Source organism: Micromonospora sp. NPDC004551 (assembly GCF_040609975.1).
Classification (GTDB): Bacteria; Actinomycetota; Actinomycetes; order Mycobacteriales; family Micromonosporaceae; genus Micromonospora.
On record NZ_JBEXLM010000019.1, the window covers coordinates 78,817 to 93,779 of the forward strand.

Consider the following 14,963-nt stretch of genomic DNA (forward strand, 5'->3'; position numbering starts at 1 on the left):
TGAGCACGATGGGGCGTGTCCTCCGGCTTCGCTGACCTGACTGTCCAGGCGCACCACCTGGTGTCCGAAGGCGACCTCGCCGGTGCCCAGCGACTGCTCGCCGACGCGCTGAGCGACGCCGATCCCCGTCCCGCCAACGCCTCCGCCGAGCTGGCCGAGGCCGCCGGCCTCCAGGCCCGGGTGCTCGTGGCACTCGGCGAGCCGCACTCCGCGCGCGGCTGGGCGGCGTTCGCGTACGCGGCGGCCACCCGGCTGTTCGGGCGCTCCGACGAGCGCACGGTCACCGCCGCCGCGACCCTGGCCGCCGTGCTGCACCGGGTCGGCAGCGACGCCCGCGCCGCCCGGCTCTACTCCGACGTCATCATCGAACTGACCGCCCGCGACGGGCCGGAGTCGCAGCGGGTGCTGGCCGCGCACGCCGACCTGGCCACCGTGGAATACGCCCGCGGCCAGTGCGACGTGGCCCGCGACCGGTTGCAGGACGCCTGGGAGCTGCACCGCGAGGTCTACGGCGACGGCCACCCGAGCGGCATCAAGATGCTGGCCAAGCTCGGTGCCATGGAACGCGACTGCGGCCGCTACGCCGAGTCCCACGAGCACCTCACGCTCGCTGAGGAGCTGTGCCGGGAGCACCTGGCCGTCGACGACCCGCTGGCCGGCCAGGTGGCCGGGCTGGCACGGGCCGCCGCCGACCCGGACCACGTCTGCGACGCGGCCGAGCCCCCGGTGGTGCCGGCCGCCCGGCGGCCGGTCGAGCCGGACGACATCGGTGACCCCGGCGCGCACCACGGCAGCGTCCCACCGACCGCCGAGGGGCCGCCCGACCTGCCGCCGTACCAGCCGCCGACGCTCGACGACCCGGTCGAGACGCCGCTCTACCGCCCGCCGGACCGGGCCGAGACCGCGCACGTGCCGACGCCCCGCACCCCGCTCGAGGCCGACGACGAGGCGTTCGCGGACTACCCGTGGCCGCCGGACGAGCCGGCCGAGGAACCCTGGCGCCCGGGCGGGAGCGCGCTGCCCCCCACCGTGGTCGGGCTGGCCGACTCCGAGCCGGCGGGCGTCCGCGAGGCGGCCCAGGCCGCCGGACCCGAGGCGCCGTCGCCCTACCTGCCCGTGCACGTGCCCCGGCCGCCCGGCGCCGAGCGCCGGACCACGCCCTGGCTGCCGCTGGTGGTGGCCGGGGTGGTGGTGGCGTTGCTGCTCGGCGTCATCGCCGTGATCGCCGGGGTGTCCCGGGTGGACGACGGGCGGGACACCCCGGTGCCCGCGCCGACCGGCCGCGCATCCTCGGCCGGCCCCACCGCCGGCCCGTCGACCGCCGCCCCGGCCGCCTCCCCCGGCACCCCGCCCGGGCGGCTCACCCTGACCGACCGGCGGGACAGCATCGTGCTGAGCTGGGCCTACCCGCCAGGCGCCGAGGGGCCGGTCGTGGTCGCGGGTGGCCGCTCCGGGCAGCCCCAGCGGACCTTCCTGACTTTGCCCGCCGGCTCGGCCGACTACATCGCCTACGGCCTCGACCGCACCACCGACTACTGCTTCACGGTGGCGGTGGTCTGGTCCACCGACACCGTCGCCCGGACCGGCCCGGTCTGCACGAAGCGACGCCGCTGACCCCGGTTTGCGCCGTATCGGCGCTGGGCCCGCTGCCGGTCTGTGACCCTGACGGCGTGGGCACAGCACCGGAGGGCGAGACCGTCGAGTTGAGAGTGCACGGGGTGTCCGGCGGGACCGCCGAGAAGATCCTCGACCATCCGGTCGTGGACCTGGTCGCCGGCGACCGGCACGCCGGGTTCTACCGGCCCCGGCCGGGGGTCGGGGCGGCGGGCGGCGCCACTCCGGGGATCGCCGTCGAGGCGTACCGCTGGGGTGCGCTGACGGCCGGCGCCGCCGTGCGGACGGCGTCCATGCTGTTGCTGCTGCCGTTCATGCTGAGCAACCTGGCGATCCGGCTCCGCCCGGCCGCCACCCGCCGGTCCCGCCTGTTCCGGGTGCTGTGCCGCCTGCTCGCCGGGACGCTGACCGCCGCCTTCGTGCTCTCCGTCGTCGGCGTGACGCTGGACCTGGTCGGCTGGCAGTGCGTGCCCTACGACGGGTGCCGCGCGGACCGCCCCTACCTGTCCTGGCTGGGCGACCTGCCGACCGGCTCCCGGCTGGCCCTGCTGTCGCTCGTCCCGCTGGTGGCGCTGCGCGTCGTCTGGGGCATCGGCGCACGGTCGGCGCGGGCCCTCGAAGGGTTCCGTCCGCCCCAGGCGCACCCGGAGGCCGTCCGGGCGCCCGACCGCCTCGACGGTCCGGGATTCTGGGACGACGAGCGGACGCCCGCCTGGCTGCGCCAGATCCACGTGGCGATCGGCGCCGGCACGCTGGACGCCAGCCTGCTCGCCGGGATCTCCGCCCCGGACGGGGTCGCCGGGCGGGTGCTGTTCGCCGCCGCAGCCGGCCTGACCGGGTGCGGCGCAGTGCTGCTCTGCCTGCCCGTCCCGGCCACCCGGCGGCAGGTCCGCCGCGTGCTGCGCCCACTGTCGGCGGCCACCCTCGGGCTGAGCGCGCTGAGCCTCGGCTACGCCGCCCTGGCGCGCGGCGTCCATCCGCTGCCCGGCCAGCTGCCCGGCTACGAGGGCGCGGTCGGCGCCCTGCTCGGGGCGCAGGGCGTTCTGCTGGTGGTGCTGGCCCTCGTCACGGTGACGCCCCGGCCCCCAGGGAGCCGGACCGTCCTCGCCGGGCTCGGCATGCCCGTCGTGGCGGCGGCCTCGGTCACGATCGCCGGCGCCTTCGCCGCCACCCTGGTCTTCCGGGTCGCCGACTTCCTCGACCGCGGCTACCTCCCCGGCCCCATCTGGCCGGACCCCCCGGGCATCGCGCCCCTGGACCCGCCGGTCGCCTACTGGTGGGCCGCGCTGGCCGGCCTGGCCGCCCTCCTCATCGCCACCGGGGCCGCCTCGCTCACGCTCGTGGCGAGCCGGCGGCGGAGAGGGCGCCGGGCCGGCCGGATCGTCGAGCGGGACTACCCCGACGTGACACCCGGGGCGGCGTCCCGCCGCGACGTCGTCCGGGAGACCATCGCCCGCTCCCACGTGACCGACGAGCTGGGCCCGATCCTCGTCACGTTCTTCGTGATGTCCTCGCTGGGGCTGGCCACCATCGCGTTCGACCTGATCGGAGTCGGGCCCACCCAGCTGGTCGCCCGGCTCACCAGGGACCCGGCGAAGACCACGCTGCTGACCGCGTACGTCACCGACGGCGGGGTCTGGCTCATCAGCCTGCTCGTCATCGGCCTCATGATCCTCGCGTTCCGGTCCTACCGGTCGGCGGAGACGCGACGCACGGTGGCCGCCCTGTGGGACCTGGGCGACTTCTGGCCCCGTACCGTCCATCCCTTCGCGCCGCCCTGCTACGCCGCCCGGGCCGTCCCCGAGCTCGCCAAACGGGTGTCCGCGCTCGGGGCGCGCGGCAAGGTGGTCATCTCAGGACACAGCCACGGCTCGGTCCTGGCCGCGGCCACGATCCTGCAGCTGCCGCCGTTCGTTCTGCGCCGGGTGGCGCTGCTGACCCACGGCAGCCCGCTGAGCCGGCTCTACACCCGCCTCTACCCCGCCTATCTCGGCGGGCGGACGCTCTGCGAACTGGGCGACCGCCTCGACTGGCGGTGGCGGAACCTGTGGCGGGACACGGACCCGGTCGGCGGGCCGGTCTTCCCCCGGTCGGGAGACGGGCCAGCGGAGTGTGACGTCCCCGGAAGCCGGTCCGTCGACATCCGGCTCCGCGACCCGGTCAGCCTGGCGATCGACCCGGCGGACACCGTGCCGCCGCCGCTCGAACGGCACTGGCCCTACCACACACAGTCGCCGTACCAGGCCGCCGTGCGTGACCTCACCGACCGGATCGGCTGAGGCCCGGTCAGTCCGCCTCCGGATCGGCCAGCGCCGGCAGCCGTACCGTCACCCGCAGCCCCGGGGCCGACGCCTCCGGCGCGGCGTCCGCCAGGTCGACGGCGCCGCCGGCCCGGCGGACCAGCTCCCGCACGATCGCCAGCCCGAGGCCGGCGCCGCCGGCGTCGCGCGCCCGCGCGTCGTCCAGCCGGGTGAAGCGGGCGAAGACCCGCTCCCGGTCCGCCGCCGGGATGCCCGGCCCGTCGTCGGTCACCGTGACCAGGTGGTACGCCCCGCCACCCCGCTGCCGGGGCACCGGCGGGTCGAGGTGCGGGCCGGTCACCGCCAGCCGCACCTCGCCGTGCGCGTACCGCAGCGCGTTCTCCACCAGGTTGACCAGCACCCGGCGCAGCTCCCCCGGGTCCCCCTCGGTCCAGAGCGGGCCCGGCGGCGGGTCGTGGCGCAGCGGCGGGGACGGGTAGCGCGCGGCCACCCCGCACAGCAGCTCGCCCAGCTCCACCGGGCCGACGGCGCGCGGCGCGGGCCGGTCCGGCCGGGCGGCCTGCTCGTCGAGGCGGGCCAGCAGCAGCAGGTCGTCGACGAGCCGGGTGAGCCGCTCGGTGTCGGCGAGCAGGTTCTCCGCCACCGCAGGCCAGTCCGTCCCGGCGCCCAGCCGCCGGGCCACCTCCAACTCGGTACGCATGTTGGTCACCGGGCTGCGCAGCTCGTGCGCGGCGTCGGCGACGAACGCCCGCTGCCGGTCCCGGGACGCGGCCAGTCGGTCCAGCATGTCGTTGAGGGTGACCGCCAGCCGCTGGATCTCGTCCCGCCCGGCCGGCACGGGCAGCCGTTCCGCCCCGGCCCGGCCGGTGATCTCGGCGGCACCGCTGCGCAGCGCCTCCACCGGACGCAGCGTCGCCCCCACCACCCGCCAGGCCACCACGGCCAGCCCGGCCACGAGCAGCGGGAAGCCGACCAGCAGCAGGTTCCGAACCACGTGCAGGCTGTGCCGGACGTCGGACATCGACTTGGCCACCAGCACGGTGAGCGGCTCGTCCGGGGTGCCCGCGGGCACGGTCACCACCCGGACCGGCCCGGTCAGGCCGACCCGCCGCCCGTCCACCACGAGCCGCTGCCGCTGCCCGGCACGCAGCTGGTCGGCGCCGAGCATCGGCACCAGCCGGTCGGCGTCGATCGAGGCGGCGCGGATCCGGCCCTGGCCGTCGACCACCTGGACGCGGAGCTGCCCGCCGGCCACCGGCAGCGGATCGGGCAGGGCGTCCTCCGTGGCCAGCAGCGCGACCGCGTCCGCGGTGCGGAGCGCCTCGTCGTCGACGGAGCGCTGCAACGTCCACCCGAGCGCGCCGAGCAGCAGCGCCCCGCCGAGCGCGAAGCCGACGACCAGGCCCAGCACCCCGAGCGCGAGCAGCCGGGACCGCAGCCCGAGGTTGGGCAGGAGCGTGCTGAGCCGGCCCCTCATGTGGCCAGCCGGTAGCCGGCGCCCCGGACCGTCTCCAACCGGTCTCGGCCGATCTTGCGGCGCAGGTAGCCGACGTAGACCTCGACCGCGTTCGGGGCCGTCTCCACCGCCGCGTCCCAGACGTGGTCCAGCAGCTCGGTCTTGGAGACCACCTCGCCGGGGCGGCGCATCAGGTAGGCGAGCAGGGCGTACTCGCGGGCGGTCAGGGCCACCTCGGCGTCGGCCCGGGTCACCCGCCGCCGCGCCGGGTCCAGGCGCAGGTCGCCAACCGAGAGCACGGCCGGGCGCTCCGGCGCGCCCCGGCGCAGCAGCGCCCGCAGCCGGGCCAGCAGCACCACGTACGAGAAGGGCTTGGTCAGGTAGTCGTCGGCCCCGCAGTCCAGGCCGTCGGCCTGGTCGTACTCGCCGTCCTTGGCCGAGAGCATCAGCACCGGCAGCCAGCGCTCCTCGGCGCGCAGGCGGCGCACCACCTCGTAGCCGGAGAGGCCGGGGAGCATCACGTCCAGGATCATGGCGTCGTAGTCGCCGTGCCGGGCGGCGTCGAGCCCGCCGGGGCCGGTGGCCTCGACGTCCACCACGAAGCCCTCCGCCTGCAGGCCCCGCCGCAGCGACGCGGCCAGCCGCGTCTCGTCCTCCACCACCAGCACACGCACGGGGTCAAGGGTGCCATCCGGTGACACCCCCTAGGGAATCTCCTCAGCGCTCTCACAGCGACCCTGGTGCAGCATCTACCGTCAGGAGGTGCACACCATGTCCGTACTGAAGAACCGCGCCGTGCTCCGCTGGCTGGTCCCGGTGACCGCGGGGGTCGCCGTGATCGGGGGCGGCGCGGCCGTCGGCACGTTCGCCGCCGGGGCCGACCCGGCGCTGCCGCCGCGTACCGCCGCCCAGCTCCTGGAGGACCTGCGGACGTCCCGCCTCGACGGGCTCTCCGGCACCGTCGTGCAGCGGGCCGACCTCGGGCTGCCGCCGATCGCCGCACTCGTCGGGCAGGCCGGCGGCAACGAGCTGGCCAGCCTGGTCAGCGGCACCCACACGCTGCGGGTCTGGTACGCCGGCCCGGAGCGGCAGCGGCTCGCCCTGGTCGACACGCTTGGCGAGCGGGACCTGCTGCGCAACGGGCGCGACGTGTGGAGCTGGGACAGCCGGGCCAACACGGCGTCACACCGGACGCTGCCGGCGGACGCGAAGGACCTGGAGTCCGCCCCGGCCACGCCGGCCGACGCCGCCGACCGGGCGCTGGCGGCCATCGACCCGAGCACCGCGGTCACCGTCGGCCGCTCCGGCACCGTCGCCGGTCGCAGCGTGTACGAGCTGGTGCTGACCCCGCGCGACCGGGACTCACTGGTGCACCAGGTGCGGGTCGCACTGGACGCGAAGGAGCACGTGCCGCTGCGCTTCGAGGTGCTCGCCGACGGGACGGACGAGCCGGCGTTCGAGGTGGCGTTCACCCAGGTCGACTTCCGCACCCCGGACGCCGACCAGTTCCGGTTCAACCCGCCGCCCGGCGTGACGGTCAAGGAGGAGCCGGCGGGCGACGAGCGCGGGCCGGCCGGCCGGCAGCGCCCCGAGCGGGGCGCGGACGGGCCGGACGTGCGTACCGTCGGGACCGGCTGGACCACCGTGCTGGTCGCGAAGCTCGACGCGATGGGCGCGGCCGGCGCGAAGCCGGGTGCGAAGCCGGGCGAGGCGGCCGGACCGGATGCGGACATGATGGCGAAGGTGCTCGGCGGGCTGGAGCGGGTGAGCGGCGACTGGGGCAGCGGCCGGCTGCTCACGGGCAAGCTGTTCAGCGTGCTGCTCACCGATGACGGCCGGGTGCTGGCCGGTCTCGTGCGGCCGGAGCGGCTGTACCAGGCGGCGAAGGGCTGAGTTCGGAGCGGCCCTGTCGGGGTCCGGTCGGCGTGTGCCGGCCGGGCCCCGCCTTCGTGTGCGAACCTGCGGTGTGACGTGATCGCGAGCGGCCGGCGCGGCTTGGTCCGGCGCCTCGCGGCGCGGTATCTTTCTCAGTTCAAACACAAAAAGGAATGGCTCGTTGAGCCATTCCTGCCGCAATTTTAGCCATGAGGAGCCGGCTTGTCAACGCACTCCGACGTGTCGGGTGAGCTGCACCAGGACGACGAGATCGGTCGCGAGCAGGAGTACGTCTCGATGCTCTACGACCGGCTGGACGGCATGCGGGACCAGGCGGCCCGGCGGCTCACCGAGGAGCTGCGCACCAGCGGCGGTACGCAGCAGGCCCGGTCGCAGCGCGACTCCGCCGTGGGGATGTACGCCGGCCAGGTCGAGCAGTTCTCCGCGGTGGAGAGCGGCCTCTGCTTCGGCCGCCTCGACGGCGACGACGACTCGTGCCGCTACATCGGCCGGATCGGCATCTTCGACACCTCGGGCGACTACGACCCGCTGCTCATCGACTGGCGCGCTCCGGCAGCCCGCGCCTTCTACCTGGCCACGGCCGCCAACCCGCAGGGTGTCCGCCGGCGCCGGCACCTGCGTACCCGGGAGCGGAAGGTCACCGGACTCAACGACGAGGTGCTCGACATCGCCGCCGCCTCCCCCACCGCCCACGAGGAGGTGACCGGTGAGGCGTCGCTGCTCGCCGCGCTGAACGCGGGGCGGACCGGGCGGATGCGCGACATCGTCGAGACCATCCAGGCCGAGCAGGACCGGATCATCCGCGCCGACCTGCCGGGCGTCATGGTGGTGCAGGGCGGGCCGGGCACGGGCAAGACGGCGGTGGCCCTGCACCGGGCCGCATACCTGCTCTACACGCACCGGCAGCAGCTCTCCAGCCGGGGCGTGCTGCTGGTCGGCCCGAACGCCACCTTCCTCCGCTACATCTCCCAGGTGCTGCCGGCGCTGGCCGAGACCGGCGTGCTGCTGCGTACCCAGGCCGACCTCTTCCCCGGCGTGCACGCGCGCCGCACCGAGCCGGCGGAGACCGCGGCGCTGAAGGGGCGCGCCGTGCTGGCCGAGGTGCTGGCCAACGCCGTCCGGGACCGGCAGTGGGTGCCGGACGAGCCACTGGAGATCGAACTGCCCCAGCGGGAGATCCTCACCCTCGACCCGGAGACCGTGCGGCAGGCGCGGGACCGGGTCCGCCGCACCGACCGCCCGCACAACCTGGCCCGGGCGCTGTTCGACATCGAGATCGTGCACGCGCTCGCCGACCAGGTGGCCGAGCGGATCGGGGCCGACCCGCTCGGTGGGGAGAACCTGCTCTCCGAGGCCGACCGGGCGGAGATCCGCCGGGAGTTGCGCGATGAGCCGGAGCTCCGGGCCGCGCTGGACGAGCTGTGGCCCGTCCTCACCCCGCAGCGGCTGCTCGCCGACCTGTTCGAGTCGCCGGAGCGGATCGCCGCCGCCGCGCCGATGCTCACCGATGCGGAGCGCGCCGCGTTGCACCGGGAGCCGGGCGGCTGGACGCCGGCCGACGTGCCGCTGCTGGACGAGGCGGCCGAGCTGCTCGGCGAGGACCAGCGCGCCGCCGCCGCCCGCCGGGAGCGGATCCGCGCCCTGGAACGCGAGTACGCCGAGGGCGTGCTGGAGATCTGGCGCGGTTCCCGCTCGATCGACGTGGAGGACGAGGCGGACGGCGGCGAGATCCTCGGCGTTACCGACCTCATCGATGCCGACCGGCTCTCCGAGCGGCAGGAGGAGACCGACAACCTCACCACCGCGCAGCGCGCCGCCGCCGACCGGACCTGGGCCTTCGGGCACGTGATCGTCGACGAGGCGCAGGAGCTGTCGCCGATGGCCTGGCGGTTGCTGATGCGCCGCTGCCCGAGCCGGTCGATGACCATCGTCGGGGACGTGGCGCAGACCGGGGCGCTCGCCGGCACGCCGTCCTGGCAGGAGGCGCTGGCGCCGTACGTGGCGGAGCGGTGGCGGCTGGAGGAGCTGACCGTCAGCTACCGCACCCCGGCCGAGATCATGGCGGTCGCCGCCGAGGTGCTCGCCGAGATCGATCCGGCGCTGCGCCCGCCCCGCTCGGTACGCGCCAGCGGCGTACCGCCGTGGGACCGGACCGTCGCGGCGGACCGGCTCGCCGGCGAGCTGGTCGGGGCCACCGCCCGGGAGGCGGCCGGGCTGGCCGACGGCCGGCTCGGCGTGATCGTGCCCGCCGGCCGGGTGGACGAGCTGGGTACGGCGGTCGTCGCGGCGCTGCCGGAGGCGACCGTCGGCGAGCAGCCGGAGCTGGCGAACCGGGTGGTGGTGCTCACCACCGAGCAGGCCAAGGGCCTGGAGTTCGACTCCGTGCTGGTGGTGGACCCGGACCGGATCGTCGCCGAGTCCCCGCGCGGCCACAGCGACCTCTACGTCGCCCTCACCCGCGCCACCCAACGCCTGGGCATCCTCCGCACCATCTGACCCCACCCACGGCGAAGGGGGGCGGCGACAGCCGCCCCCCCTTCTTCCTGCCGGGTGTTAGCCCGGGTTGGCCTGGTCGTTGGTGAAGTTGCCGACCTGGCTGCCGGACGACGAGGCGTCGCTCGTGGAGCCACCGGCCGGCGTGCTCAGGCCGCCGGTGGTGGCGTCGCCCGTGGTGGTCGGTGCCACGGTGCCCCGGTGCTGCTCCGGTTGGCGGGCCACCCGCCGGACGCTGGCCGGGCCGGCGGTGCCGCCGGTCGTGGTGACGGCGCCCTGGCCCCGCGTGGGGCCACCGTCGCGCAACACGTTCGGGTCGACCGGGGCGTGGGCCGGGTCGTCCGGATCATCCTCCTGGATGACCCGCAGCACGTCGGTCTGCGGCACGGTGACCTCGTCGAGCGCGCCCTCGCCGTAGACGCCGCCGGCGACGCGCTCCTCGGCCCGCCGGGCGGCCTGCTGCCGCATGTCGTCCTCACGCACGTGAACCACCTCGCAGATGCTCGGGATCCTCCTTGCGTGCCCGCCGGCCGGGGGCTGAAACCGGGACCCGGCCCGCGAACCTGGGTCCGTGCGGCACGCCGGACGGGATTTCCGGCGCACCGGGAGCGGTGCGGTGTCCGTGCCCGGATGTCCGGTTGCCGAGCGGGCCGCGGTGACCCTCCGGCGGGTGCTCCTATTCGGCCGGGACCTGGCGTTACCGCTCCGGGGGCGCGGGTAGACGGAGGGTGCCCCCGCCACAGTGCGCGAACCGCGCCGTGGCCGACCTGCGGCAGCGGGGCGGGAGGTGTGCAGAGTACGACTCATCATTCCTGAGGAGGACCGATGAGCACGCAGGCTGCATCCACCAGGCCGATGAACCGGCCGGCACAGGACATGTCCAATCGGGCCGCGATGCAGGAGACGCCGACCCGCCCCATGCCCATGATGCACGACGGGCAGCGGCAGGCGATCCAGTCGCCCGGCACGGAGACCAAGCCGTCGTTCGCGACGACCGAATTCTGGATCTACCTGGCGGCCGTCGCCGGTGTGCTGGTGGCGTCGTTCCTGGTCGGCAAGAACTCGGTCGGCGTGGACATCTTCCGCGCGCCGCAGGCCTGGTTCTTCATCACGCTGCTGACCATCGGCTACCTGGGTAGCCGCGGTCTGGCCAAGGCCGGAAGCAACTTCCGCAGCGGTGAGGAGCGGAAGGCCCGGCACTGACCGGAGCCACACCTGAGACGACGATGCCCCCGGGGTTCACCCGGGGGCATCGTCGCGTGCCGTCACTCCTCGCCGAAGTCTCCGAAGTCGCCCTCGAAGGCGTCCTCGATCAGCTCACCGGCGACCAGGCCGCCCGCCACGCCGAGCGCGGCGCCGCCCAGCATGGCGCCCATGCCCGAGCCGCGGTGGCCCTGGTGCCCGTAGTGCCCGTGCGGCGCGCCGAAGCCCTGGGCACGCAGGCTGCCGAAGCGCGAGGTGGTCTCCCGCAGCCAGCCGTCGACCACCTGCACCCAGTCGGTGCGGCCCGCGTCGCTGTGCGGGACGGCGTACCGGCCGAAGGCGTCGTGCCCGGCGCTGAGGAAGCCGCCGCGCTTGTCGCACTCCAGGATCACCTCGACACCGTGCTGGCTGGTCACGAAGGTCAGCTCGACCTCGTTGACCGACCCGGCGTACTGGGGCGCGGCGAAGAACTCGATCTCCTGGTAGAAGGGCAGCGTCTGCTGCACCCCACGGATGTGACCGCGCTCCAGGTCGGCGTGCTTGAAGCGGAAACCGAGCGCCTGGAAGGCGTCGAGGATGCGCTCGTGGATCGGCAGCGGGTGCACGGCCACCTGGTCCAGGTCGGACTTGTCCACAGCCCGGGCCACCGCCAGCTCGGTGCGCAGGCCCATGGTCATGCCGTGCAGCCGCTGGCCGTACACGTCGGTGACCGGGGTCTCCCACGGCACCGGGAGCTGGAACGGGATCGACAGCTGCTGCTTCGGGGCCAGCTGGAGCGGGCCGCTCACCGGCATCCGGTGGAACTCCATGATGCCGGCGTACTCGGTGTCGCCGCCCTCGATCTCGACCCGGGTGACCAGGCCGACGGTGATCTGCTCGATGCTCGCCGGCGCGTCGCCGCCGACCAGGTTGACGTGCCCGTCCAGGGCCAGGCCCGGCCGGGTGTTGGGATTGGTCAGCACGGTGTCGACGCTCGGGCCGCCCACGCCGAACGCGCTCAGCATCTTCTTGAAGACCATCACCACTCCGCTTCCACCGTCGGCGCGCTCCACCGTGGAGTGCGCGGGGCCACGAAGGGGACCCTAACCTGGGCGGCTGTGAAGTGCCTGAAAGCCGGCCAGGTCAGTCGGCGTCGACGACGATCAGCTCGCCCACCTGCTCGCCGATCTGCCGGCGTCCCTCCGGTGGCAGACCGCCGTCGGTGATGAGCAGGTCGGCCTCCTCCAGCGGGGCGATGGTGGCGATGCCGATGGTCTCCCACTTGGTGTGGTCGGCGAGCACCACGAGCCGCCGGGCCGCGCCGATCAGCCGCCGGTTGACGGCCGCCTCCAGCAGGTTGGGGGTGGTGAACCCGGTGCGCGGGCTCATGCCGTGCACGCCGAGGAAGAGCAGGTCGACGTTGAGCGCGGCGATGGCCGCCTCGGCCACCGGCCCGGTCAGCGCGTCCGACGGGGTGCGGATGCCGCCGGTGAGCACGACCGTCTGGTCGGCGCGCGGGTTCTGGTAGAGGGCGTCGGCGACCGGGATCGAGTTGGTGACCACGGTCAGGCCCCGCACGTCGGCGAGCCGGGCGGCCAGGGCCGCGGTGGTGGTGCCGGCGGAGAGCGCGATCGCCATGCCGGGCTCGACCAGGCCGGCGGCCCGCTCGACGATGGCACGCTTCTCGGCCTGCTGCCGGATCGACTTGGCCGCGAAGCCCGGCTCCTCGGCCGAGCCGGGACCGGCCAGCGTCGCTCCCCCGTGGACCTTGTCGACCAGGCCCCGCTCGGCGAGCACCTCCAGGTCCCGCCGGATGGTCATGTCCGACACCCCGAAGCGGCTGACCAGGTGGCTGACCCGGACGCCGCCGCGCTGGCGGATCAGCTCCAGGATGGCGCTCTGCCGTTGCTGGGCGAGCATCGAACCTCCTTCAGGCGCACGGGCGGCACGGTACGCGGGATCACGCGGGACGGGCCAGAGTCTCCTCGCGGACCACCGCCACCTCCCCCGCCGGGACCACCAGCTCGCCGTCGCACCGGCCGCCGCCGAGCAGTTCGGCGCCGGTGACCGCCAGCCGGGCCTCGGCGTCGGTGTGGTTGATGACGAACAGCCAGCTCCGGTCGTCGGACCGGCGGCGGACCACCTCGACGCCCTCGGGCGCGGTCGCCGCCGGGCGCACGCCGGCCTCGGCGAGCAGCCGGGCGACCAGCCGGTCGGTGGCCGCCCGGTCGAGCCGGGTGCCGAGGTACCAGGCCGCGCCCGCGCCGACCGCGTGCCGGGTCAGCGCCGGCACACCGGGCAGCGGCCCGTCGGCGTACGAGGCGAGCACGTCGGCGCCCTCGGCGTGCAGCCACTCGGTCCACACGTCGGCGGTGGCGCCGTCGTCGAGGCGGACCGACTCGCCGGCCCGGAGCGGGAAGAACTCCTCGGTGCGTACGCCGAGCAGGTCCCGGAACGCGCCCGGGTAGCCGCCCAGCCGGATGTGGTCGTGCTCGTCGACGATGCCGCTGAAGTAGGTGACCAGCGCGGTCCCGCCCGCCTCGACGTAGCGGCGCAGCGCGTCGGCGTCGGCGTCGCGGACCAGGTAGAGGGTGGGCACCAGGACCAGCCGGTAGCGGGACAGGTCGGTCGACGGGTGCACCACGTCGGCGGTGACCCCGGCCCGCCAGAGGGCGCCGTGCAGCGCGGTGAGCCGGTCGGCGTAGGTGACGTCGACGCTGGGGTGGGAGTCGAGTTCGGCACCCCACCAGGCCTCGTAGTCGAAGAGGACGGCCACGTCGGCGTCGACCCGGCTGCCGCGTACCTCCGCGAGGGCCTGGAGGTCGGCGCCGAGCCGGCAGACCTCGCGGAACACCTTGGTCTCCGGGCCGGCGTGCGGGACCAGCGCGGAGTGGAACTTCTCCGCCCCCGCCCGGGAGGCCCGCCACTGGAAGAACAGCACCCCGTCGGCGCCGCGCGCCACGTGGGCGAGGCTGTTGCGGCGCAACTGGCCGGGGGTCTTGGCGACGTTGCGCGGCTGCCAGTTCACGGCGCTCGTGGAGTGTTCCATGAGCAGCCACGGGTCACCGGCGGCGACGCCCCGGGTGTGGTCGGCGGCCAGCGCCAGGCCGAGCTGCGGCTCCGGATCGGCGGCGGTGAGGTAGTGGTCGTTGGAGACCAGGTCCACGTCGGCGGCCCAGGAGTGGTAGTCGAGGTACTTGATGCCGGTGCCGATCATGAAGTTCGTGGTGACCGGCTGGGTGGTGAGCCGGGTCAGCAGCTCCCGCTCCGCGCGCAGCTGGGCGCGCTGCTCGTCGGAGGAGAAGCGCAGGAAGTCCAGCTGCTGGGTGGGGTTGGCGAAGGTCGGGGCGCTGCGCGGCGGGTTGACCTCGGCCCAGTCGTGGTAGCGCTGGCTCCAGAACGCGGTGCCCCAGGCGACGTTGAGCGCGTCCAGGTCGCCGTAGCGCTCGCGCAGCCAGCCGCGGAACGCCTCGGCGCTGACGTCGCAGTGGCAGTGCACGTTGTGGCAGCCCAGCTCGTTGGACACGTGCCACATGACGACGGCCGGGTGGTCGGCGTACCGGCCGGCGACGGCCTCGACCAGGGCGAGCGAGCGCTCCCGGAACACCGGCGAGCTGGGGCAGTACGCCTGCCGGCCGCCGGGCCAGAGGATCGTGCCGTCGGCGCGGCGGGGCAGCGTCTCCGGGTGCCGGTGGGCCAGCCAGGGCGGCGGGCTGGCGGTGGCGGTGGCCAGGTCGACGCTGATCCCGCCGTCGTGCAGCAGGTTGAGCGCCCGGTCCAGCCAGCCGAACTCGAAGCGGCCGGGAGCGGGTTCCAGCAGGGCCCAGGAGAAGATCCCGACCGAGACGAGGTTGACCCCGGCCCGGCGCATCAGCTCGACGTCCTCGGCCCAGGTCTCCTCGGGCCACTGCTCCGGGTTGTAGTCGGCGCCGTACCAGATGTGCTCGCCGTGCCAGTTCCGCATGAGAGCAGAGGGTGCCCCCGAACGGCACCCAAGTCAACACTTTCCAACATCGACAGAAATTCCAACGTTTACCGTCTCTTCCCCGTGTCACAACTGG

General features: G+C 74.8%; 11 protein-coding genes. 5 read left to right on the forward strand and 6 right to left on the reverse strand.

Annotated features, from left to right (window positions below; translation table 11 throughout):
* The first annotated feature begins 15 nt into the window (after positions 1–15).
* Positions 16–1,614 (forward strand): tetratricopeptide repeat protein, encoded by a 1,599-nt coding sequence (locus ABZW14_RS22085; RefSeq protein WP_355349484.1) that lies wholly within the window; start codon positions 16–18, stop codon positions 1,612–1,614.
* Between the two features lie 56 nt (positions 1,615–1,670).
* Entirely contained in the window at positions 1,671–3,893 is a 2,223-nt protein-coding gene (locus tag ABZW14_RS22090; protein ID WP_355349487.1) for a hypothetical protein, read from the forward strand.
* A 7-nt stretch (positions 3,894–3,900) separates the two neighbouring features.
* Here ABZW14_RS22090 and ABZW14_RS22095 read toward each other — a convergent pair whose 3' ends face one another.
* Entirely contained in the window at positions 3,901–5,352 is a 1,452-nt protein-coding gene (locus ABZW14_RS22095) for a HAMP domain-containing sensor histidine kinase (RefSeq protein WP_355349490.1), read from the reverse strand.
* Complete coding sequence (locus ABZW14_RS22100) at positions 5,349–6,005, reverse strand: response regulator transcription factor (protein ID WP_154225465.1); 657 nt, start codon at positions 6,003–6,005, stop codon at positions 5,349–5,351. The genes ABZW14_RS22095 and ABZW14_RS22100 overlap by 4 nt, the downstream gene beginning before the upstream one ends.
* Positions 6,006–6,102: 97 nt before the next feature.
* Here ABZW14_RS22100 and ABZW14_RS22105 point away from each other — a divergent pair, with 97 nt between their 5' ends.
* Positions 6,103–7,224, forward strand: a complete 1,122-nt coding sequence (locus ABZW14_RS22105) for a sigma-E factor regulatory protein RseB domain-containing protein (protein WP_355349493.1) — start codon at positions 6,103–6,105, stop codon at positions 7,222–7,224.
* Positions 7,225–7,503: 279 nt separating this feature from the next.
* A complete protein-coding gene (locus ABZW14_RS22110) occupies positions 7,504–9,723 on the forward strand; it encodes an AAA family ATPase (RefSeq protein WP_355349611.1) in 2,220 nt (739 codons plus the stop codon).
* 57 nt (positions 9,724–9,780) lie between these two features.
* Here ABZW14_RS22110 and ABZW14_RS22115 read toward each other — a convergent pair whose 3' ends face one another.
* Positions 9,781–10,203: a hypothetical protein gene (locus tag ABZW14_RS22115; RefSeq protein WP_355349496.1), complete on the reverse strand. Its 423-nt coding sequence runs from the start codon at positions 10,201–10,203 to the stop codon at positions 9,781–9,783.
* 342 nt (positions 10,204–10,545) lie between these two features.
* On the opposite strand from ABZW14_RS22115, the gene ABZW14_RS22120 reads away from it, so the two are divergent.
* A complete protein-coding gene (locus ABZW14_RS22120; RefSeq protein ID WP_355349499.1) occupies positions 10,546–10,923 on the forward strand; it encodes a hypothetical protein in 378 nt (125 codons plus the stop codon).
* Between the two features lie 62 nt (positions 10,924–10,985).
* Here the strand turns inward: ABZW14_RS22120 and ABZW14_RS22125 are convergent, their stop codons facing one another.
* The 3 genes from ABZW14_RS22125 to ABZW14_RS22135 all read right to left on the reverse strand — a co-directional run bounded on the left by ABZW14_RS22125 (position 10,986) and on the right by ABZW14_RS22135 (position 14,866).
* Entirely contained in the window at positions 10,986–11,942 is a 957-nt protein-coding gene (locus ABZW14_RS22125; RefSeq protein WP_355349502.1) for a sporulation protein, read from the reverse strand.
* A 103-nt stretch (positions 11,943–12,045) separates the two neighbouring features.
* Positions 12,046–12,822 carry a DeoR/GlpR family DNA-binding transcription regulator gene (locus ABZW14_RS22130; protein ID WP_355349505.1) on the reverse strand — a complete coding sequence of 259 codons (777 nt, stop codon included), beginning with the start codon at positions 12,820–12,822 and terminating at the stop codon, positions 12,046–12,048.
* 40 nt (positions 12,823–12,862) lie between these two features.
* Positions 12,863–14,866 (reverse strand): beta-galactosidase, encoded by a 2,004-nt coding sequence (locus ABZW14_RS22135; RefSeq protein ID WP_355349508.1) that lies wholly within the window; start codon positions 14,864–14,866, stop codon positions 12,863–12,865.
* Between the last annotated feature and the right edge of the window lie 97 nt (positions 14,867–14,963).